The 21,913-nt window shown below is 73.5% G+C and carries 11 protein-coding genes and 2 pseudogenes; 6 read left to right on the forward strand and 7 right to left on the reverse strand.

Going from position 1 to position 21,913, the window contains the following annotated elements:
• Positions 1–28: 28 nt before the first annotated feature.
• Positions 29–4,012: a type I polyketide synthase gene (locus ACFW47_RS20475; RefSeq protein WP_386306525.1), complete on the reverse strand. Its 3,984-nt coding sequence runs from the start codon at positions 4,010–4,012 to the stop codon at positions 29–31.
• Positions 4,005–12,638: an amino acid adenylation domain-containing protein gene (locus tag ACFW47_RS20480; RefSeq protein WP_386306526.1), complete on the reverse strand. Its 8,634-nt coding sequence runs from the start codon at positions 12,636–12,638 to the stop codon at positions 4,005–4,007. Before ACFW47_RS20480 ends, ACFW47_RS20475 begins: the two co-directional genes overlap by 8 nt.
• A 485-nt stretch (positions 12,639–13,123) precedes the next feature.
• Between ACFW47_RS20480 and ACFW47_RS20485 the strand changes: the two genes are divergently transcribed.
• Positions 13,124–14,452: a condensation domain-containing protein gene (locus tag ACFW47_RS20485; protein ID WP_386306807.1), complete on the forward strand. Its 1,329-nt coding sequence runs from the start codon at positions 13,124–13,126 to the stop codon at positions 14,450–14,452.
• 73 nt (positions 14,453–14,525) lie between these two features.
• Complete coding sequence (locus ACFW47_RS20490) at positions 14,526–15,044, forward strand: RNA polymerase sigma factor (protein ID WP_100047403.1); 519 nt, start codon at positions 14,526–14,528, stop codon at positions 15,042–15,044.
• A 105-nt stretch (positions 15,045–15,149) separates the two neighbouring features.
• Here ACFW47_RS20490 and ACFW47_RS20495 read toward each other — a convergent pair whose 3' ends face one another.
• The 3 genes and pseudogenes from ACFW47_RS20495 to sigJ all read right to left on the reverse strand — a co-directional run bounded on the left by ACFW47_RS20495 (position 15,150) and on the right by sigJ (position 17,937).
• Positions 15,150–15,908 carry a PAS domain S-box protein gene (locus ACFW47_RS20495; RefSeq protein ID WP_386306527.1) on the reverse strand — a complete coding sequence of 253 codons (759 nt, stop codon included), beginning with the start codon at positions 15,906–15,908 and terminating at the stop codon, positions 15,150–15,152.
• 709 nt (positions 15,909–16,617) lie between these two features.
• Positions 16,618–16,907 (reverse strand): annotated as a pseudogene (locus tag ACFW47_RS20500) (transposase family protein); the annotation flags it as partial.
• A gap of 94 nt (positions 16,908–17,001) precedes the next feature.
• Positions 17,002–17,937: an RNA polymerase sigma factor SigJ gene (gene sigJ, locus ACFW47_RS20505; RefSeq protein ID WP_386306528.1), complete on the reverse strand. Its 936-nt coding sequence runs from the start codon at positions 17,935–17,937 to the stop codon at positions 17,002–17,004.
• 171 nt (positions 17,938–18,108) lie between these two features.
• Here sigJ and wrbA point away from each other — a divergent pair, with 171 nt between their 5' ends.
• Complete coding sequence (gene wrbA / locus ACFW47_RS20510) at positions 18,109–18,717, forward strand: NAD(P)H:quinone oxidoreductase (protein ID WP_386306530.1); 609 nt, start codon at positions 18,109–18,111, stop codon at positions 18,715–18,717.
• A gap of 52 nt (positions 18,718–18,769) precedes the next feature.
• Positions 18,770–19,213, forward strand: a complete 444-nt coding sequence (locus ACFW47_RS20515) for a YybH family protein (RefSeq protein WP_386283031.1) — start codon at positions 18,770–18,772, stop codon at positions 19,211–19,213.
• 1,054 nt (positions 19,214–20,267) lie between these two features.
• Here the strand turns inward: ACFW47_RS20515 and ACFW47_RS20520 are convergent.
• Positions 20,268–20,591, reverse strand: a complete 324-nt coding sequence (locus ACFW47_RS20520) for a hypothetical protein (RefSeq protein WP_386283033.1) — start codon at positions 20,589–20,591, stop codon at positions 20,268–20,270.
• A gap of 210 nt (positions 20,592–20,801) precedes the next feature.
• Between ACFW47_RS20520 and ACFW47_RS20525 the strand changes: the two genes are divergently transcribed.
• Both ACFW47_RS20525 and ACFW47_RS20530 read left to right on the forward strand, forming a co-directional pair.
• On the forward strand, positions 20,802–20,996 hold the full coding sequence (locus ACFW47_RS20525) for a hypothetical protein (protein ID WP_386283035.1): 195 nt from the start codon (positions 20,802–20,804) through the stop codon (positions 20,994–20,996).
• Positions 20,990–21,451, forward strand: coding sequence for a hypothetical protein (locus ACFW47_RS20530; protein WP_386306532.1), 462 nt, complete (start codon positions 20,990–20,992; stop codon positions 21,449–21,451). The genes ACFW47_RS20525 and ACFW47_RS20530 overlap by 7 nt, the downstream gene beginning before the upstream one ends.
• Here ACFW47_RS20530 and ACFW47_RS20535 read toward each other — a convergent pair.
• Positions 21,427–21,723: pseudogene (locus ACFW47_RS20535) on the reverse strand (serine hydrolase domain-containing protein); the annotation flags it as partial. The gene ACFW47_RS20530 and the pseudogene ACFW47_RS20535 sit on opposite strands and share 25 nt — an antisense overlap.
• Positions 21,724–21,913 lie beyond the last annotated feature (190 nt).

Genomic DNA, 21,913 nt, shown 5'->3' on the forward strand with positions numbered 1-21,913 from the left:
GGCTCTCCTCAAGGCGCGTTCGACGTGTTCAGGGGGCAGGGGGTGCGGCGGCTCGGTCACCGAGGTCCCGCAGGGCCTTGGCGACCGCCTCGCCGATGCGGGCGATCGGTTCGGGTTCGGTCATCTCGTAGTGACCGCAGGGCACTTGGTGATCGTGGAGGGTGCCGTCGACGTGGGGGCGCCAGCTGTCGGCCTTGCCGGGCAGCACCGCCAGGTCCGCCGGGAAGTCGGTGGGCCGCTCCTCGGCCGCGCTGAAGAACAGCACGTCGCCCCGGTAGACCCCGGGGGCGAACTGGGGCGCGATGCGCAGGTTGTTGCGCATGACGGCGGCGATGGCGGCGGCCTCGGCGCGGGTGACGGGGGTGCTCGTCGGGTCGGCGGTGACCCGGGCGTCGATCCGCCGCAGGACGGCGTCCACGTCTGCGGCCCCTGTGTCGACGGGGAGACCGGCCACCCGCGACAGCAGGGCCGTCACCTGCCGTTCGGCGGCGTCGGGGTCGTGGGCGGTGCCGTGCGGCTGGGGGGCGTCGAGCATGGCGAGGAGTTCGACGGACTCACCGCCGCTCTGGAGCGCGCAGGCCAGGGCGTGGGCGACGAATCCGCCGTAGGACCAGCCCAGCAGCCGGTACGGGCCGTGCGGCTGCACCTGGCGCACCAGGTCGAGGTAGCGGGCGACCATGGCGGCGGCGTCCGGCGCGGGTGGCCGGGTGCCGTCGAGGCCGGCCGCCTGGATGCCGTAGACCGGCTGGTCGCCGCCGAGGTGGGGCAGCAGTCCGGTGTAGCGCCAGGAGACGCCCGCGCCGGGGTGGACGCAGAACAGGGGCGGGGCGGTGCCCTCGGGGCGCAGCGGCAGCAGCGGGGCGAGAGCGGTGGGGGCGGATCCCGGCGTCTGACCGTCGGGCTCGTCGGCGGCGGCCAGGACCCCGGCGACCGTGGGCGCGGCCAGCAGGGTCGCCGCCGGGACGTCGAGGGTGCCGGTCTGCCGCAGCCGGCCCGCCAGCAGCACGGCGCGCATCGAGTCGCCGCCGAGGTCGAAGAAGTTGTCGTGGACGCCGATGCCGCCGATGCCGAGGGTCTCCTCCCAGAGGCGGGTCACCGCCGCCTCCCGTTCCGTGCGGGGCGGCACGTGTGCGGTGGTCAGCCGGGGCCGGGGGGCGAGGGCGGGGACGGCGTCCTCCGTGGCCGGGGTGTCGTCGGCGCCGGTACGCGCGCCGGGGGCGTCGATCCAGTGGCGTCGGCGTTCGAAGGCGTACGGGGGCAGCGGGACCCGCCGGGGTACGCCCGGCACCGGGGGCAGGGCGCCGTCGACGCCCGCGCTCCACAGCCGCCCCAGCGCCTCGGCGAGGACGAAGCCGTCGGACGCCTCGGCCTTGGCATGCCGCATGGTGGTCACCGTCACCGGTGCCTCGTCGGCGAGCCGGGCGGTGGCCAGCTTGGTCAGGGTGTCACCGGGCCCGATCTCCACCAGGACGGGGTGCATACGGTCCCACAGGGCGGCGATGCCGTCGGTGAACCGCACGGTGTTCCGGGTGTGGTCCAGCCAGTGCCGTACGGAGGTGGCCTGGGCGTCGGTGACCCAGGTCCCGGTGACGTTGGTGACGTACGGGAGGCGCGGCGGGCGCAGGGTGACCTGGCCGAGGTGGGTCTCGTAGGCGGGCAGGACCGGGTCCAGGACGTGGGAGTGGGCGGCGACGGGGATGCGCAGGCGGCGGAACGGGACGCCGCGGCGGGTGAGCCGGTCCTCGAAGCGGGTGACGGCTTCGAGGTGTCCGGCGACGGTGCAGGCGTTCGGGCCGTTGACGGCGGCCAGGGACAGTGTGTCGTCGAACAGCAGTTCGATCTCCTCGGCCGGGGCGGCCACGCCGACGGTGGCGCCGCCGGCGGAGCCGATGAGCCGGATGCGCTCGGTGACCAGGGGCAGCATGTCGTCCAGGTCGATGACGCCGGCCAGGCAGGCGGCGGTGTACTCGCCGAGCGAGTGGCCGATCAGCGCGTCGGGGCGGACGCCGGACTCGACGAGGGTGCGGGCCAGGGCGTACTCGGTGACGACGAGCCCGAGGAACGCGGCCGTGTCGTCGGGGTGCCGTTCCTCGAAGAGGGCGGTGCGCACGTCGGCGCCGAGGACGGGGCGCAGGACGCGGGCGCACTCGTCGACGGTGTCGCGGTAGAGGGTGTGGTCGCGGTACAGCTCCGCGCCCATGCCGGGGTACTGGGTGCCGCCGCCCGGCAGCAGGAACGCCACGCGGACCGGGTCGTCGGCCGGCGGGGGGCCGGGCGGGGCGGAGCGCAGCGCGTCGAGGGCCTCCTCGCGGGTGGCCGCCGTGACGGTGAGGCGGTGGCGCAGTGCGGGCCGGTCGGTGCGCAGGGAGTGGGCGACGTCGTCCAGGCGCAGTCCGGGGCGGCGTTCGAGGTGCCGGGCGAGGGCGTCGGCCTGGCCGCGCAGGGCGCCGGCGGTGCGGGCGGACAGCGGCAGGACCAGGCGGCGGCCGTCCTCGGGCGGGCGGGGCGCGTCGGAGGCGGTGGGCGGGGCCTCCTCCAGGACGACGTGGGCGTTGGTGCCGCCGATGCCGAAGGCGCTGACGGCGGCCCGGCGGGGGTGGCCGGGCGCGGGCCACTCCTCCAGGGCGGTGGGGACCCGGAAGGGGCTCGCGTCGAAGTCGATGAGCGGGTTGGGCCGGTCGAAGTGGAGGCTCGGCGGGATCTGCCGATGTTCCAGGGCGAGGACGGCCTTGATGAGTCCGGCGATGCCCGCGGCGGCGCCCAGGTGGCCGATGTTGGTCTTGACCGAGCCGAGCGCGCAGAACCCGGTCCGTCGAGTGCTGTGCCGGAACGCCTCGGTGAGCGCGGACACCTCGATCGGATCGCCGAGCCTGGTGGCGGTGCCGTGCGCCTCGATCAGGCCGATGGTGCCGGCGTCGACCTCCGCCTGGGCCTGTGCGGCGAGGATCACCTCGGTCTGTCCGGCGGCGCTGGGCGCGCTGAAGCCGACCTTGCGGCGGCCGTCGTTGTTGACGGCGCTGCCGCGGATGACGGCGCGGACGCGGTCGCCGTCGGCGAGAGCGTCCTCCAGGCGCTTGAGTACGACGGCTCCGACCCCGTCGCCGGAGGAGGTGCCGGCGGCGTCCGCGGCGAAGGCGCGGCAGTGGCCGTCGGGTGAGAACGGCCCGTCGGGCACGTGGCGGTAGCCCAGTACGGCGGAGGGGTTGAGGGAGACGGCCGCGGCGAGTGCGGTGTCGCAGCGGTGGTCCAGCAGGTCCTGGCAGGCGGTGTGGACGGCGACGAGCGCCGTGGAGCAGGCGGTCTGGAGGGAGACGCTGGGGCCGGTGAGGCCGAGTTCGTAGGAGAGGCGGGTGGCGAGGGTGCCCAGGGAGTTGGCGGTGGCCGCGTGGACGAGCGCCACCGAGCCGGGCTGCCCGGCGAAGCGGGGGTACACGTGGGCCGGGTAGTAGCGGCTGTCGCCGGCGCCCGCGTAGACGCCGAACGCCTCGCCCGTGCGGTCGCCGCCGAGGCAGCCGGCGTCCTCCAGGGCGTGGTACGCCGTCTCCAGCAGCAGCCGCTGCTGCGGGTCGACGACGGCGGCCTCGGCGGGGCTGTAGCCGAAGAAGCCGGCGTCGAAGCGGTCGATGCCCTCGACGACCGACGCCAGCCGGATCAGTGAGGGGTCGTCCAGGTCGCGCGGGTCGCCGCCGGCGGCGAGGAACTCCTCGTCGGTGACGGGCCGGGCGGACTCCCTGCCGGCGGCCAGGTTCTCCCAGAAGGCGTCGAGGTCGTCGGCTCCGGGGAAGCGGCCCGCCATGCCGATGACGGCGACGGCGGGGAACTCGGGGAACTCCTTGTCGTGGGGTGCGCTGGTGTCGTGCACGGCGTGTGCCTCGTCCTCTCCCGGCTGGGTGGTGTGCGGCGTGGGCTTCGCCTGGTCGTCGTACGGCTGGGCGGGGTGCCGCGGAGGGTGTGTCCGGCCGGCTCCCGGCCCGGTGGCGTGCCGCGCGCCGCCGTTCGCGCCGTCAGACACGGCCCCGGTCCTTGCCGTGCCGTGCGGTACGGCGCGCGCGGGCGGCGCGCTGCCGCTGTGCCTGCTCCTTGGCGCGGTCCAGGCCGCCGGTCTCCTGCCGTGTCGGCTGTTCGGCGACCGCCGGGGTTCCGGCCCGTGTGGCCGACAGGTGGCGGGCCAGGTCCCGCACGGTGGGGTGGGCGAACAGGTCGACGACCGACAGGTCGGTGCCGAAGGCGCGGTTGACGGCGGTCTGGGCGGTGACGAGGAGCAGGGAGTTGCCGCCCAGGTCGAAGAAGTTGTCGTCCCGACCCACCCGGTCGCGGCCCAGTACGCCGCGCCACACCTCGGCGAGCCGGCTCTCCAGCCGCCGCAGCTCCTCCCCCGTCTCCGTCCTGCCCGAGTGTGCCGTGGTGCCCGCCGAGCACAGCGTCCACACGTCGTCGCGCAGCCCGGTCGCGCGGGCCGCGTCGGCCGCCGCGCGGTACAGGGCCCTCAGGTCGGTGCCGTCCTCCAGGCCGACGCGGGCGGCCAGGCGCCGCGTCTGGCGCACGGGGGCGACGACGTGGCTGCGGACCCAGGGGGCGGTGCGGTCGGCGCCGAGCAGCAGGTGCGGTTCGTCCAAGGTGCGGGCCAGGTCGAACGAGCGCAGCGCGGCGGGCACGTCGAGCAGCCGGTAGCCACGGGCCTCGGTGAGGGCGGTGAGTCCGTAGCCCCGGCTCATGCCGCGCTCGCGCCACATGCTCCACGCCAGCGACTGCGCGGGCAGACCGAGGCTCCGGCGGTACCGGGCGAGGGCGTCCAGGTAGGCGTTGGCCGCGGCGTAGGCCGCGTTCATGGCACCGCCGAAGAAGCCGTTCACCGAGGAGAAGGTGACGAAGGAGGTGACCGGATGGTCGGCGGTGAGCCGGTGCAGGGTCCACGCGCCGCGCGTCTTCGCCGCGAGGGCCCGGTTCCAGGTGGCGGCGTCCAGTTCGCCCACGGGGCGTTCCACGAGCGCGCCGGCCAGGTGCAGCACCGACACCAGGGGCACGCCCCACGCCTCGGTGGCGGCTACCACCGCGGCCCGTACCTGGTGTTCGTCGGTGACGTCGGCCCGGACGTAGCGGACCTCGCCCAGCTCACGCAGACGGGAAAGGCCCTCGGCCCCGGATTCCGGTGTGCGGCCGGTGATCAGCAGCCGGGTGCCAGGGGTGCGCAGCAGATGGGTGGCGACCTCGGTGCCGACGCCGCCCAGGCCGCCGGTGAGCAGGGTGAAGCCGTCGCGTGTGGGCGGCTCGGCGCGGGGCGGGGTGTCGGGCAGGGCGGCGAGGCGGCGTACGTAACGGTGTCCGTCGCGGTACGCCACCTCCGCGCCGTTCACGGTGACCGTCGCCTCGGCCGCCAGCAGGGCCGTCGGGTCCGTGCCGTCGTCCGGCGGGAGGTCGAGGTGGGTGCCGCGCAGCCATCCGAACTCCTCGGTCAGCGACTTGAGCAGCGCGCCCGCCATGGCGTGGGCCGGGGACGGGCGGTCGCCGGGGCGTACGGCCTGGGCGCCCGCCGTCACGTACACGAGGTCGACCGGGCGTCGCCGGCCCGGTCGGGCGGCGAGGGCACGGGTGAGGGCGAGCAGTTCCCGCGCATCGGTCGTGTCCTGCGGCGCCGTCTCCGGATCACGGCTGTCGCGCAGCCCGTCGAGGTGCAGGACGGCGTCGACCGGCCGCCGGTCCGCCTCCAGCCGCCGCAGCAGCTCGGCGTGGTCGGCTTCCTCGGTGGGCCGTACCCGGTGGTGCGCGGCGTCGAGCCGGGCGTACGCCGTCCCCTCGTCGACGACCGTGCACAGGCCCCCGCCGGACCGCAGGAGGTCGGCGAGCCGTTCCGCGAGGCGCCGCACCCGGGGGTCGGCGCCGGTGAGGACGAGGGTGTGCCGGCCGGCCGGCGTCGTACGGACCTCGGGGCGTTCCGCCCGCTGCCACACCGGCCGCAGGAACCAGTCGGGGACGGTCGCGGCGCTGCCCAGCAGGAGCTGGGTCCGCCGGATCTCCTCGTCGAAGGTGCCCGCCTCGAAGCTCTTGCGGAGCCTGGTGCGCTGGATCTTGCCGATCTCGGTCTTGGGGATCGCGTCCCGCCCGACCGGGACCATGAAGGCCGGGCTGACGCCGATCTCCCGGGTCACCTTCCCGGCGATCTCCCGCAGGGCCTCGGCGGTGGCCTCCTCGGTGAGGTGGAGGAAGAGGGCCAGTTCGTCGGTGGGCGACGACGGATCGGAGCGCACCGCGACGGCGGCGGTGAAGCTCCGCTCCACGTACGGCAGTTCCTCGACGCACGCCTCGATCTCGTGGCTGTAGTGGTTGACGCCGTTGACGATGATGACGTCCTTGGCGCGGCCGGTGATGTACAGCTCGCCGTCGCGCAGGTACGCGAGGTCGCCGGTGTCGAACCAGCCGTCCTCGGTGAACGCCTCCGCGTTGGCCTCCGGGTTGTCGTGGTAGCCGCCGGTCACGGAGGTGCCGCGGACCTGGAAGCGGCCCGCCTCACCCTCGGTGAGGAGCGTGCCCTGCTCGTCGACGATCCGCATGGCGAAGCCGGGGTAGGGCCGGCCGCAGCTCACGAACGTCCCCTCGTCCGGGACGGGTTCGGCGGGCAGGACGGTGTCGGTGACCACGGAACAGGTCTCGGACATGCCCCAGCCGGGGTGCATCACGTCCTGCGGCAGCCCGAACGGCTCGAGCGTGTGCAGGAACCGGCGGGCGGCCGAGGCCACGACGACCTCGCCGGCGTTCATCACCAGCCGCATCGGCGACAGGTCCCAGGTGCGTCCCGCGAAGCGGTCGGACTGCTCGGCGAGGAGCCCGAAGGCGAAGTTGGGCGCCCAGGTGACGGTGACCCGGTGCCGGTCGGCGAGGTCCATCCAGCGCAGGGGGTCCTCCAGGATCCAGGAGGTGGGGGCGTGGATCTGGCGGCAGCCCAGGTACACGTCCCGCAGGTGGAACATCACCACGCCGGTGACGTGGTCGAGCGGGATCCAGTTCAGGGAGACGTCGTCCGCGCCGAGCCCGTTGAGCTGCTCGGTGGCGGCGGAACGGGTCAGCACGTTGCGGTGGGTGAGCCGCACCGCCTTGGGCAGGCCGGTGCTCCCGGACGTCATCAGCATCAGGAGGAGGTCGTCCGGCCGGGCGGGGTGCCAGTCGTGGTCCTCGGGCGCCTCGCGCAGTGCGTCGGCCGTGGTGAGCCGCAGTCCGGGCCAGTCCCGCCGGGCGGCGAGGTCACGCAGCCCGGCCTCGCGCCCGGCGGAGCACACGATCCGGGGACGGCCGAGCATCCGCCAGATGCCCTCCAGTTTGGTCAGGGCCGCCGAGGGGGTGTCGTAGGAGGCGGGGACGGTCAGCGGGACCGCGACGAAGCCTCCCAGGAGGCAGCCCCACAGCACGGCGAGGAAGTCCTCGGTGGCGTCGCACTGGAGGATGACCGGGTCGCCGGGGCGCAGGCCCGTCCGGCGCAGTCCGGCCAGGACGCGGGACGCCTCGGGGATCAGGGACGCGTAGTCGCGCCGGTGCTCGCTGCCGTCGGCGTGGACGTGGATGATGTCGCCCCGGCCCCGTTCGGCGGCGCGGCGCAGGGCGTCGGCCCAGCTCGGCACGGACGGTTCGGCGAGGGCGGGACCCTCGCTGAGCGCCGGTACGGCGGAGGCGCGGCCGGGGCGGGCGGAGGCGGGGGCGGGTCCCGTGGGGCGGTCGGGCAGGCCGGTGTGGCGGCGTTCCAGTTCCTCCGGGGCGTTCTCCACCGTCACCTCGGCGACGGTGACGCCCGGGATCCGGGCCAGCCGTTCCCGCCAGGTCCCGGCGGCGGTGCGGTCGACGGTGGGCAGGGCGTCCAGCTCCGCGGTGGCGACGGTGCCGTCCTCGGTGCGGGGCAGCGCGTTGACGGCGGTGACGCGGACGGTGCCGTGGCCCGCGCGGTCCAGGGCGTTCTCGACGCGTTCGGCGGCGTCCGCCCGTGCCGGGACCACGTACAGGCGTGGTGGGGCGCCGTCGGTGCCGGGCAGGGCGTGGGCGTCGTGGACGCCGGGCACGGAGCGGGCCGCGTCCTCCAGTTCCGTGAGGCCGGTCGCGGACGGGGCGGGGGCCCGCTCGGGGAGCGCGGGCAGTCGCCCGACGCGGACGCCGGGGTCGGCGCCCACGGTGCGCAGCACCTCGCGCAGGGCGTGGGCGAACGCCTCGACGGTGCCGGTGTCGTACAGGTCGGTGGCGTACTCGACGTGCAGGGTCAGGCCGTCGGGGGCGCCCTCGGGGGTGCGGCTCTCCAGGACGTCGACGAACAGGTCGAACTTGGCGGTGCCGGTGGCGGTGGGCCGCAGCCTGGTTCGTGAGCCGTCCAGTACGAGGACGGCGGGTTCGTTGTTCTGGAGGGCCAGCATGATCTGGAACAGGGGGTGCCGGCCGGGTGTGCGGGGCGGGTTGAGCGCGTCCACCAGCCGGTCGAAGGGCAGGTCCTGGTGGTCCAGGGCGGCCAGGTCGGCGGTGCGCAGCCGGGCGAGCAGGTCCCGGAAGGCGGGGTCGCCGGAGGTGTCGGCGCGCAGGACGAGGGTGTTGGTGAACAGGCCGATCAGAGGGTCGAGGGCGGGTTCGGTGCGGCCGGCCACCGGGGTGCCGACGACGATGTCCTCACCGGCGCCGCAGCGGGTGAGCAGGGCGCCGAGGGCGGCGTGCAGGACCATGAACAGGCTGGCGCCCTCCCGGTCGGCGAGGTCGACCAGGGCGCGGTGCGAGGAGGCGTCGAGGCCGGCCTCGACGTGCGCGCCGCCGCCGCGCGGCGCGGTGGGGCGCGGCCGGTCGCCGGGCAGGGTGCACTCCTCGGGCAGACCCTCCAGGGCGCTGCGCCAGTGGGCGGTCAGCCGCTCCAGCCGCCCCGGGCCGTCCGGTCCCGGGGCCAGGAGGGCGCGCTGCCACAGCGCGTAGTCCGCGTACTGCACCGGCAGCGGCGCCCACGCGGGGGCGCGGCCGGCCCGGCGGGCCGCGTAGGCGGTGCTCAGGTCGTCGGCGAAGGGGCGCAGGGACCAGCCGTCGGCGGCGCTGTGGTGCAGGACGAACAGCAGCACCCGGTCGGCACCGGTGCCCAGCAGCCAGACGGCGAGGGGGCTTTCGGCGGTCAGGTCGAAGCGGTACCGCAGCGCGGCGGTGACGTGGGCGGCGGTCTCCGTGGCGGGGCAGTCCACCCGGCGCAGCACCGGACGTGTCTCCCCCGGCGGCAGGATGCGCTGGTGCGGGACGCCGTCGTCCTCGGCGATCACCGTCCGCAGGATCTCGTGGCGGTCGGCCAGGTCACCGAGGGCCGCCCGGAGCGCCTCGGTGTCGAGGTCGGCGGCGAGCGGGACGAGGAGCGGGATGTTGTAGGTGGCCGCCCCGTCGTCGAGCCGGTTGAGGAACCACATGCGCTCCTGGGCGAAGGACAGCGGAACCCGCCCCGGGCGTGCGGCGTCACCGAGGTCCGGCCGGGGCGGGCCGGCGTCGGTGTGCGCGGTGAGCCGCAGCGCGAGGGCGGCGGGGGTCGGCGTCTCGAACAGGGCGGTGATGGGGATCTCGGCACCGGTCCCGTGCCGCAGGCGGGCCAGCAGACGGGTGGCGAGCAGGGAGTCGCCGCCGAGGTCGAAGAAGTTCACGTCCGTGCCCACGGTGTCCCCGGGCAGCTTCAGCACCTCCTCGAACAACCGGCACACCAGGGCCTCTGCGGGAGTCTCGGGCCGGGTGCCGGCCGCGGCGGCGGTGAAGTCGGGGGCGGGCAGGGCCCGTACGTCGAGCTTGCCGTTCGCGGTCAAGGGGAGCGTGTCGACCGGGACGCAGACGGCGGGGACCATGTGCTCGGGCAGGTGGGCCGCGGCGTGGGCGCGCAGCTCGGCGGGGGTCACGGACGTGGCGCCCGAGGGCACCGTGTAGGCGACGAGGTGCTGGGCGCCGTTGTCGGCGCGGCGGGGCACGACGGCGGCGCGGGCGACGCCCGGGTGGGCGGCTAGGACGGCCTCGATCTCTCCGGGTTCGACGCGGAACCCGCGCAGCTGGATCTGGGCGTCGGCGCGTCCGAGGTAGTCGAGCGTGCCGTCGGGGCGGCGCCGGGCCAGGTCGCCCGAGCGGTACATGCGGGTGCCGGGCGGGCCGAAGGGGTCGTCGAGGAAGCGTTCGGCGGTCAGCTCGGGCCGGTTGAGGTAGCCGGGGGCGACGCCGGCGCCGGACACGTACATCTCCCCGGTGGCGCCCGGCGGCACGGGGCGTCCCGCGGCGTCCAGGAGGTGGACGCGGAGGTCCGCGAGGGGGGTGCCGATGACGCTGCCTCGGCGCGGGTCGTCCAGGTCGGCGCGGGTGAGGCGGTGGTGGGTGACGTGCACGGTGGTCTCGGTGATGCCGTACATGTTCACCAGCGTCGGGCGGTCCAGGCCGTGGCGGTCGGCCCAGGGGCGCAGCCGGGCCGGGCGCAGGGCCTCGCCGCCGAAGACGACGTGGCGCAGCGCCCCGGCGTCCCCGCCCCGCTCCAGGTCGGCGTCGACGAACTGCTCGAACGCGGACGGGGTCTGGCTGAGGACGGTCACCCCCTCGCGGTGCACCAGCTCCAGGAACTCCCGGGGCGAGCGGCTGACGGCGTACGGGACGACGACGACCCGGCCGCCGTGCAGCAGGGCGCCCCAGATCTCCCAGACGGAGAAGTCGAAGGCGTACGAGTGGAACAGCGTCCACACGTCGTCGGCCCGGAAGTCGAAGTGCTCGGCCGCGGCGGTGAACAGCCGCACCACGTGGGAGTGCGGGACCGGCACGCCCTTGGGGCGGCCGCTGGAGCCGGAGGTGTGGATGAGGTACGCGGTGTCGGACGGGCTCACCGGCCCGAGCCGGTCGGCGTCGGTGAGGTCGGCGGCGGAGCGGCGGGCCAGATCCGCCGCGACCCCCTCGTCGTCCAGGCGGACGACGGGAAGCGCGTCCCCGGCGAGGTGGGCGTGGGCGCGCTCGGTGACCAGCACGACGGGGGACGCGTCCTCGACGACCAGCCGCAGCCGCTCCGCCGGATGTCCGGGGTCCAGCGGCAGGTAGGCCGCGCCCGTCTTGAGGACGGCCAGCAGGGCGGGCAGCAGCCGGGTCCCCCGGTCCAGGGCCAGGGCCACCACCCGGCCCGGCCCCGCGCCCCGATCGACGAGCAGCCGGGCGAGCCGGTTGGCCTCGGCGTCGAGCGCGGCGTACGTCAGTCGGTCGTCGCCGCAGGTGACGGCGGTGCGCTCGGGCCCGTCCGCCGCCCGCTCCTCGAACAGCTCGGTGAGGGTCCGCTCGACCGGAAAGGTGCGTACGGGGGCGTCGCGGGGGTGCTCGCCCGGCAGCAGGACGTCCAGGTCGCCCAGCGGGGTGGCCGGTGCCGCCTCGGCCAGCCGACGCAGCAGTGTGAGGAACCGGTCGCGGTGCAGGGCGAGTTCGTCCTCGTCGTAGAGGGCCGGGTTGGCGTCGAAGGCCAGCCACAGTCCGCCGGAGGGGCCGCCCGGGCGTACCGAGATCTGGAGGTCGTCGACCGCTCCGCCGGAGAGGTGGTGCCAGGTGGTGGGGTGTCCGCCGAAGACGGGTGACTCGTCGAACGGGACGATGTTCAGCACCGGCCCGTACAGCCGGCGTCCGGTGCCCAGCAGGCCCAGGTCGCGGCGGAGGAACTCGCCCCGGTAGCGCTGGTGGCGGCGCAGTGCCTTCAGTTCGTCGGCGACGGCCCGCGCCAGCTCCGCGACGGACGTGCCAGGAGCGGCGGTCACGCGCAGCGGGAGGACGTCGGAGGCGGTGCCGGGCGTGCGCAGGGCGGCGCTGCCGAGGCGGCTCATGGTGGCCAGGCCGAGCACCAGGTCCCCGGCGGCGGTCATCCGGTGCAGGTAGGCGGCGATGGCGGTGGTGAGCAGGTCGGTGCGCCGGACGCCGAGGCGGGCCGCGGCGGCGTCGAGGGCGTCGGTGTCGGCGGGCGCCAGCTCGGCGGTGCGGCGCAGGAAGGGCGCGGTGGGGGCGGCCGCACGGGAGGTGAGCCGGGCCGGCTCCGGCAGGTCCGCCAGGCGGCGCGCCCAGTGGTCGCGGTCGCGGGCGTACCCCTCGGAGGCGCGGTAGGCCGCCTCCTCCGCCTGGAGCCGGCTCACCGGCGCGAAGTCGCAGGGTGCCGGTTCACGCCCCTCGGCCAGCGCGTTGTACGTGTCGGCCAGGCGCCGCCCGAGGAGCTTGTAGCTGTAGCCGTCGAGCAGGAGATGGTGGGCCCTCAGCAGCCAGAGGGAACGGTCGGGGGCGAGGGTCAGCAGGGAGTGCGCGAACAGCGGCCCCTTCTCGACGTCCACGGGGACCGCTAGGTCGGCGCGGACGTGCGCCCACGCGGCGGCCTCGGGATCGTCGGCGCCGCTGACGTCGACCCGGTGCAGGATCCAGTCGTCCGCGTCCGCGGCACGGTGGCAGCGGGGGCCGTCGTCGGTGTCGGTGAAGCGCAGGGCGAAGGTGTCTGCCTCAGCGACGGTACGGCGCAGCGCGGTCTCGAACAGGCCGGTGTCGAGGGGACCGTGGATCTCCACGGCCTCCGCGGTGTGGTACGCGGCGCTGTCCGGTGCGAGCCGTCCGGCGTACCAGAGGCCCTCCTGGGCTCCGGACAGCGGTCGGCGTTCGTCCGCCTGGAGTGACATAGCACAACCTCACGTGGCAAGCCGTAATGTCCCGGACGACGAAGGCCCGGCCTGTTCGGACGCGTGCGCCCATCGCGCCGTGCCGCCCTCGCGTGTGTGTACGCACCGGGCCGGCCCACGGGGCGGAAAAGGGGTCGCACGCCAGGGGCAGGGGGATCACGTCACCCGGCCCCGGTCTCACGGCACATCACGGTGGGTCACCGGAACCGGACGGGTCAAGCGGGACCGGGCCCCGTCCGCACCGGTTCCGGGGATTTCCCTGAAGTGCGCGGGGACGGGGAGTGCGCGGGGACGGGGAGAGCGCGGCTCGCCGCAACTTCTAGAGAAATCACGCGACTTTCCCTCGCACCGGGACTTCGGCTGGATCCGGCCGCATTCCGCCGTGCACTCTCGAAAGCCCCTCACCCCCGCGGACAGCCGGCGGTGGCAGACCGATCCCGGGCCGTGGGACCCCCGACATGAACGACGGAAAGAAGGCTGACGGCATGCACCGTGCGCTGTGTCCGGTCGAGGCGCTCTACGTGGGCCAGAGAAGCAGAGCCGTCCTGTCCTGCACCCTGCGCGGACCCGTGGACGTCGCGGCGCTGTCGGCCGCGTTCGACGCCCTCACGGAGACGAACCCGACGCTGCGGACCCGCATCGTCCAGGAGGGCCCGGGCCACGTACTGCGCCTCCTGGACGAGGACGAGCGGCCCCGGCTGGCCACCCGCACCGGTGGCGAGGAGGAGGCCTACGCCGCGGAGCTGAACCGGCCCCTGCCGGTCGGCGGCCCGCTGAGCCGTGCCGTCCTGGTCAGCGCGCCCGACGGCCAGAGCCACCTGTTCGTGCTGGTGGTGGACCACACCATCACCGACGGCCACAGCAGCATCGCCCTGCACAACGCGCTGTGGGACCGCTACCGGTCCCTGGTCGACGGCGAGCGCACCGCGGGGACCTCCGACGCCGGCCTCCCGCCCTGGCCCGTACCCGTCAGCCGACTGCTCCCTCCGGCCGACGCGGCCGACACGGCGAAGTACCTGGAGGGCCGCCTGGCCGAGACTCGGCTGCACCCGGTCGAGCTGGTGCCGTACGACGTGCGGCACCCCTCCGGCACCGCCGGCCGGCAGGCCGGACCCGACGGGCACATCGAGGTCAGCCGGCTGACCCTGGAGGCCGGCCTCACCCGGCGCCTGCGCCGGACGGCGCGTGCCTCGGGCGTCTCCGTGCACGCCCTGGTCGCCGCGTCGCTGCTGACCGCGGCCCGGCGGCGCCTGGACGGCGACGGCCCCCGCACGCTCGGCTGCCTCTCCCCCGTCGACCTGCGGTCCCGGCTGTCCCCGCCGCTGCCCGCCTCCGCGATGGTGCCCGCGGTGACCACCCACCTCCAGACCCTCGCCGTGTCCGAGACCTCCGAACCGCTGGAGCTGGCCCGCACCGTGCACACCCGCCTGAGCGACTTCCTCGCCCGCGGCGACCACTTCCACGAGATGCGCATCACGCCGGAGATCCCCCGCAATCCCGCTCTGCAACTGGCCACGGTGATCGCCACCAACATGGGCGCCGTCCCCGGTCCACGGCTGCCGAGCGGTCTGCGGGCGGTGGACGTGCGGCTGGTGCCGGCCCGCGAACAGTACTTCCCCCAGGCGGGACGCAGCCCCGTCATGGCGTGCGTGGTCTCCTTCGAAGGCCGGCTGGCCATCGAGTTCCCGCACTCCACGGCCTGTTTCAGCCCGGACTTCATGAGGGCGTTCCGCGACGACGTAAGCACCGGCCTGCTCCGTTTCGCGACCGCGACGGAACCCGAGCCGGCCCACGCCCACGCCGCCACCGGCTGACCTCAGCCCCATCCCCCCTCCCCCGGCTCACGCATCCCGGCCGTACGGCTGCCCGAAGGAGTCTCTGCCCGACATGACCACCGTCAGCGAACTCCCCTCTCCCCTGACGCTGCTCCCCCGAGCCCAGGCGGGCGACGAGCACGCGATGAACCACCTGCTCACCGGCATCACGCCCTACGTGGCGCGCATCTGCCGGTCCATCACCCATGACGACGGTGCCGACGCCACCCAGGAGGCGCTGCTCGCGATCTACCGCGGCCTGGGGACCCTGCGCGAACCGGCGGCGTTCTACGGCTGGGTGCGCTCGGTGACGGTTCGCGAGGCCGTCCGCACCGCCAAGCGCTACGGCGAGGAACGCAGCTGCTGCGAGCTGGAGACGCGGCAGGAGACCAACCCGCTGGACGCGGTGCACATCAGCGACGTGCTGGAGCGGTTGTCCCAGGCGCACCGGCAGGTCCTCACCCTGCGCGCCTACGGACTCAACGAGGACGAGATGGCCGAGGTGCTCGCACTGCCCCTGGGTACCGTCCGTTCCCGTCTCTTCCGCGCCCGCCGGCGGTTCCAGGAGGCGTGGCAGCCCTCGGCGGCGTGAGACGCTCGCCGGTGCCGCGCTGCCGCTTCCGTACGCAGGTGGCCGTGGCGGTGCATCACCGCCACGGCCACCGCCCGGGGTCCAGGAGCGCAGCCCCGGTCCGCGCTACCGCACGCGGTCGGGCAGAACACGCGGGGGCCACTGGCCGGCCGCGAACATCCCGAGGGCGTGCGCTCGCGCCACCAGAGCCGGCCGATTGGGTGCGTCGAACCGCCGGAACATCTGCCCGACGCGGTACTCGACTCCCTGACGGCTCAGATAGAGGCGGGAGGCCAACTGCACCGTGGACTCGCCACTCGCGACCCCTTCCAGGACCTGTGCGTCGAGGGCACTGAGCACGGGCCCGTCGGCGGCCTCCGGTCGGGTGCCCCGCTGTGTTCCCCGCGTTCCTTCGGCCCGGCGCATGTCCCCCGCACGGGGCGCCGCTTCCGCCCGGCGCAGAAGGACGACGAAGCCGGATACGGCACCCGAGGGTTTTCTGACGGCGACCCCCGTGACTTCCGCCAGGAATTCCCGGCCACCGCCGTCCCGATAGGTCACGGTCTCCGTGAATCCCCGACATGCGCCTGATGAGAGAGCGGTGAACTTCTTCCGCAGCCGTGCGGGAACAGGTGAATGGAGCAGGTCGAGAATTCGGCGTCCGCGAATCTCGTCGGTGCTCATGCCGAATCGGCGGGCGAACTCGGGCTCCGCGACCGTGACGGTCAGGTCCCCGGGGGAGACACGGGCCGTGCAGGCGCCAACCGAGGCGGCACCGCGGTGCGTGCCGCTTCCGGTCGGGCCGGGGCGGGCGGGCGCGGCCGGAGCGGCGGCACCCTTCTTGTTCTTGCTGGGCGAGGCGTCGGGGAAACTCGTGGTCGCCACGGACGTACCGTCCTTCTTCCTGCGCGTGGGGGGCTGGGAAGGGTCGGCGAGCGCGGAGCGGACCGGTGCGCTGGGCCTGGGTGTCGACGGGCGCCCGGTGACGGCACGCACCACCTGGTGTCGGTGGCCGGGCCGGATGTTCCGCGTCGCCCCGGGTCGACCGGCAGCTGGCGCCGGGCTCCCCGGAGGGGTCAAGGTGAGCTGAGCGGACGGCGGCGGGACGGCCGACATCCATATGCTGCGGACAACGTTGTCACGGTCATTCGATTTCGCTGTCCGGCCCTGCTGGGTAGGCGCCAGGGGGATCGCTCGGCCGTGCGGTCGGCCTGCGCGAGGAGTCCGGCCGGGAGCTGTGCAGCACGAAAAACCTCCACGAGATGAAGGGCGACCGCATCAAGGAGCGCTTTCGAGACTAAGGGCGGACAACCTCCCTAGCAAGGGTTCGTCAAGTGACCTCGGTAACCTGCCAACCCCTTTGTGAACGGGCATTTTTCGGGCCGCGGGAACCACCGTTGCAAACACTGCCGGAGTACCGGACACAGTCCTTTGAAAGGGGATTCGCCCCACGTCCATCAGCTTGTGCGCGGCGTGCGGGCTTCGTGAGGCACTGACGACTCGACGTGCCCGAACGGGCAGCCGGAGAGGAAATGTGCCGCCCACCGATGCGCGATACCGGAGGCGAGGTCGCCGTTGCGAGAAGTGTTCGACGGGTGCCGTCCACAATCCACAGCCGCTCGACTGCGTCCTGGGGGGCGCGGACCGGCTCGAGCGCGAGCAGCGGCCGAGCCGTCGGATCAGCCGGCACACGCTCGCCGGTGAGACGCCGAACAGTGGGGCGAGTTGCCGCATGGTGAGGTTCGTGCGGTAGTACACGGCCGCCCGCAGGACCCGCTCGGCCAGTGTAAGCCGCCACGGGTGACCCCGGCCGCGCCCCTCGCCACCACGTTCCCGGACCGCTTTCAGCAACCCGCCGAACTGCTCGACCCGCCACCCGGACAACGCCGCGGCCTGGCGCCGAGCTCAGCTCGACCTCCCGGATTGAGGTGTCCAGGCCCGTCGACCGCATCACGGGGATCGCCCGAACAGGCCCTGGTCAGGCCGACTTCCACGACCTGAGCTTCTCGGGGTTGAGCACGGCCCAGATCCGCCGGATCCGGCCGTCCGCGATGTCGAATGCGTACACCGACACGACGGCGCCGTCCACGTGGGCCACTAGGCCGGGCTGGCCGTTGACCGTGCACTCCCGGACCGTGAGCCGGCCCGGGAGGGTCCGGTCGGCGAAGAAGCGGGCGATGGGCTCCGCGCCCTCGATCGGGTGGAGCTTGGCCGTGACAAGTCCGCCGCCGTCACCGACGGCGACAGCACCGGGGTCGAGCAGGCCAATGAGGGCGGGGATGTCTTTCGCCTCCCACGCCTGCTTGAACGCCCTTACGACATCCGTCCGTTGCGCCGCCGGTGACAGGGGAGCCCGTGAGGCGTCGACACGGCGGCGGGCCGAGGCCGCCAGCTGTCGGCAAGCCCCCGGGGTGCGGCCGACAATGTCGGCCACCTCGGAGAACGGGTAGCGGAAGACGTCGTGTAGCACGAACGCCACGCGCTCCGCCGGGGTCATCGCCTCCAGGACGACGAGAAAGGCCATGCTGACCGACTCGTCGAGCGTGACCCGGTCGGCCGGGTCGGCCGTGCTGTCGTCCGTCGCGCCGGCGGGCCACTCGGTGCGCGCGGGCAGCGGCTCGGGCACCCATTGCCCCACGTAGCGCTCCCGCCTGGCCCGTGCCGAGCGCAGCACGTCGAGGCAGATGCGGCCGGCGACCTTGGTCAGCCAGCCACCGGGGGACGCCACCGCCTCCCGCTGCCGCGGGGACATCGCGTACCAGCGGGCGTACGTCTCCTGCACCGTGTCCTCGGCCTCGGCCAGGGAGCCCAGCATTCGGTACGCAAGGTTGATCAGCCGGCGGCGCTCGGCCGCGAGCGCGCTCGCCGTCGAGTCCGGTCGGCTGTCCTGCGGCGCGGTCGAGCGGTGCGTCATGGTCCTGAGGCTCCTCGGTCGGGTCTTCCTTCACCGTCATGACGCGGCAGCGTCCCAAAACGTGAGCTCGCCGCCCCGCCTCGTACTCCGCCGCCCCGCCTCACATTCCGCCGGGCCGTCTCGTCGTACCCGGCAAAGGAACGCGACGGAAGCAGACGGAGGCAGAACGGCATGGAGCCCGCGAACGTCGCAGTCATCTACTACAGCACCAGCGGCAACGTGCACGCCCTGGCGCGAGCCGTCGTCGAGGGCGCGCAGAAGGCCGGGGCGCACGTCCGGCTCCGCAAGGTGGCCGAGACCGCCCCGGCCGAGGCGATCGACGCCCATCCGGCCTGGGCCCGGCATCACCGGGACACCGCCGAGGTCGCCGAGGCAGGACACGGCGACCTGGAGTGGGCGGACGCGGTGCTATTCGGTACCCCGACCCGATTCGGCAACCCCGCAGCGCAGTTGAGGCAGTTCATCGACACCACCGGCCCCCTGTGGTTCGCGGGCAAGCTCGCGGACAAGGTGTACTCGTCCTTCACTGCTTCCAACAGCGCCCACGGAGGGCAGGAATCGACCCTCCTGGCGCTCGGCAACACCTTCTACCACTGGGGCGGCGTCATCGTGCCGCCCGGCTACACCGACCCGATCCAGTTCAAGTCGGGCAACCCCTACGGCACTTCGGCTGTGGTCGGCGACGCGGAGCCCGGCGAGGTGACTCTGGAGGCTGCTCGCCACCAGGCTCGCCGGGTCGTCGAGGTCACCACCGCGCTCAAGTCCGGACGCACCGTCTGAAGCCAGCTCTCCCTCTTCCCCCTCCAGCACAACACCACCGAAGGAGTACGCGATGACCACCACCCACGAGTCCGAGCTCCGGGCGCTCTTGGCGAGCCGCGCCAGCGCCCAGCAGACCAAGGACATCGACCGACTCATGTCCTTCTACGCCGCCGACGCCGTCTACTACGACGTCGTCCCCCCGCTGAGGTTCACCGGCACCGACGAGATCCGCCGCAACTTCCTGCGGTGGTTCGACGGATACGTCGGCCCCATCAGTCTGGAGACTCACGACCTCACCCTCGTGACCAGTGGGAACACCGCCTTCGCGCACATGCTCCACCGCGACTCGGGGGAGCGGAAGGGCGGCCTCCAGGCCTCGGTATGGGTACGGGAGAGCGTCTGCCTCCGGTGGACGGACGGAGCGTGGTCGATCACGCACGAGCACATCTCGATCCCCATCGACCCGGCCACCATGACGGTCTGGCTCCCGTCCGACAAGGACCAGCTCGCCTGACCTCATCGCCACTTGCCGCGGGGTCGACCGGCGTGTGGGCGGTCGAGGGCGCGGCCGCCGAGACCACGAAGAAGCCCGAGGTCATCGTGCAACGGCGAACGGAGCGGGGACCGCGATCAACCCGGGTCTCACAGCGCGGGCGCTGCGTCTGGGAGGGTGAGTCAGAGAAGGCGGCTGAGATGCCGGTTCACCGCTTCCTCGTACTTCTCCAGAGCTCGTCGGGCATCCGGCATTACTTCCTCGTCTCGCGCACCCCACTCCTCGATGTCTGCACTGGCTCGATGGCCTCGGTGTCTGTCGCAGATCGTGGCGCGGTCGGCTCCGGCGAGGCAGGTGCGTGCCTCCTCGCTCAGGCGAAGGTACGCCTCGCGCTGTTGCGGGCGCCTTACCGCGTCAACTGCTCCCGTGCTCCCGCGTGCGTTCCCCGTGCCTGCCGCCGGCCAGCCGCATACGCGGATCCAGCCGCTACAAGGGCAGTCGGGACGGCTACGAGCGCGGCAACTATGGTGGCATCCACGACAGATCATCACGCCGGTGGTGGGAAGTTTCATCCAGTGAGCCTTGCAGCCAAGGTCGTGACCAGGCATTCTGGCCTCAACCTTGGGGTGCGCTTGACGGCGAGCGAGGATACAGCCCGTCCTCGACGCCCTCGAAATGGCCCTGTGGTGCCGCGACCGGGCTGGCGTTCCCGCAGGTGCCGGGCTCATTCATCACTCGGACGCGGACAGCCGATACGGACAACACACTCACGGAGCCCCAGATCGGCCTCTACAAGACGGAGCTGATCAAGCCCCGCGGACCCCGGCACAGCTTGGCCGACGTCGTGCTCGGCACCGCAGAAGGGGTCGACTGGTTCAACAACCAGCGCTTCCATACCGCCATCGGGGACATCCCCCACGACCACGAGACCAACCACTACGCTCCACTCCGGCCCCAACCGGCGGCTGGAGTCTACGCATAGAGCCCGCACCGATCCCAGAGCTCTTCAGCGTGAACGGCTGGCGCAGGCGGCCTTCTGGTGCGAGCACTCCACCCAGTGCGGCTCGTTTCGTGGTCACTTGCTCCGGGCGGCACGGCGGCGACGGTCCCGCCGCCTGATCACGAAGGCGAGCAGCAATGGCCCGATCACCAGCGGACCGGTCACCCAGCGGGTCATCCCTGCCATCCGGCCCGGATCGCCGCCGCTCCACAGCGTCACGATCTCGGCGGTGAGCGAGACGCCGAGCAGTGCGAAGCCGAGCGCCCAGGCGCGGATCGCCCACACAGGGCCTCGGACCACATCTGGTGCCTGGTAGGGCTGGAGCAGACACCAGCAGCCCAGAACCATGCACCACAGCCCCACGATCAGAACGAAACCGTCCAAGACCCGGTCGAACATCGAGCACACACGCCTTCCCGCGCAGCGCGCGGACCCCACCCTTCGAGGGACCGCCCCGCAGCAGGGCATGTTGCCCGCCCCATGCGGCGTTTTCACCCACGACCCACGGCAGATGACTCACCCGCATGTCTGCCGGAACCCGGCAAGGAGCCGGACACCGCGACGGCTTCGGCCCTCGTAGGCCGAACCCGGGTCAAGACCGTCTCCGAAATGGAAAGCGTCACGATATACGGCTACCGCAAGACCGCCGACTGGGGCGCCACCCAGGCCGACACGACCCTCAACCAGGTCGGCGGCTTCCAGGTCACCAGGCTCCCTGCCGAGGAGCGGGAGTTCCCGGAGTCCACTGCGACAGCCCCGGCGACGGCGGAGACCCGGGTGATCCTCCCTCGACCGACATGCTGATCCACCAGTCGTCGTTCCACGAGAGCCGCCGCAAGGCCCCCGACCCCCAGCACCCGCCCGTCCCGGCCGACCCGCGCGTCGCCGACGACCTCACCTTCAACGACTACAACTTCGACGAACTCACCGACCTCGGCTGGGAGCCCTGGGTCGCCCGCACCACGCCCGAGTCCTGGATGTGGGCCGAGTTCAACGACATCATGAACTTCGGCAAGCTCGGCGCCGTCGCCGACTACGCCCAGTCCGTCGACGACCTCCGCGACGCCTTCCGCTACGGCCGCGGCGGCCAGAGCGCGGGCACGGTCACCGTCGACGACAACTTCGACCCCGGCCGCTACCTCTACCGCGGCTCCGGCACGGCCCTCTCCCGCGCCGTCGGCGCCTCACCGCAGGAGTGCAAGCTCGTCTTCCACTCCTACGACCACTTCGGTCTCGACCTGGACGACGAGATCACCTGAACAAGCTCGGCAACGCGCCGGGCTTCCTTTTCCGCAAGGCGGATGCAGAAGTCGACGCCGAGTGGTCCGGTGACCTCTTGGTCCAGGAAGGTGGAGGGAAGCTGTCCGGTGATGCGCCGTACGACCTCGCCCACCAGGAAGCCGTAGGTCAGCGCGTGGTAGCCGGAGCGGGTGCCCGGTTCCCGCCAGGGTTCGGTGGCCGCGAGCCGTGCGGTGGTCAGCTCCCGGTCGTACGCCTCGGCCAATGTATGCGGTCCGCGCAGGCCGGCCAAGCTCCGGCTTCTCGGACCGGACCACATGCCCGGCCTCGAGGAGCTGCGGACTTCCGCATCCCGGTTTCGCCCCGGGAGGCGACGTCTCGTGATCGTGCCGACTTCTCCCGGGGCCGGCCCGCCGGCCCTGCCGGTGGAGGCGCTCGAGGACCTGCGTAATCTCGGCCGGTGCAATCCGGTTGAGGAGACG

It is taken from the genome of Streptomyces sp. NPDC058796 (assembly GCF_042745235.1).
In the GTDB taxonomy this organism is placed as follows: domain Bacteria; phylum Actinomycetota; class Actinomycetes; order Streptomycetales; family Streptomycetaceae; genus Streptomyces.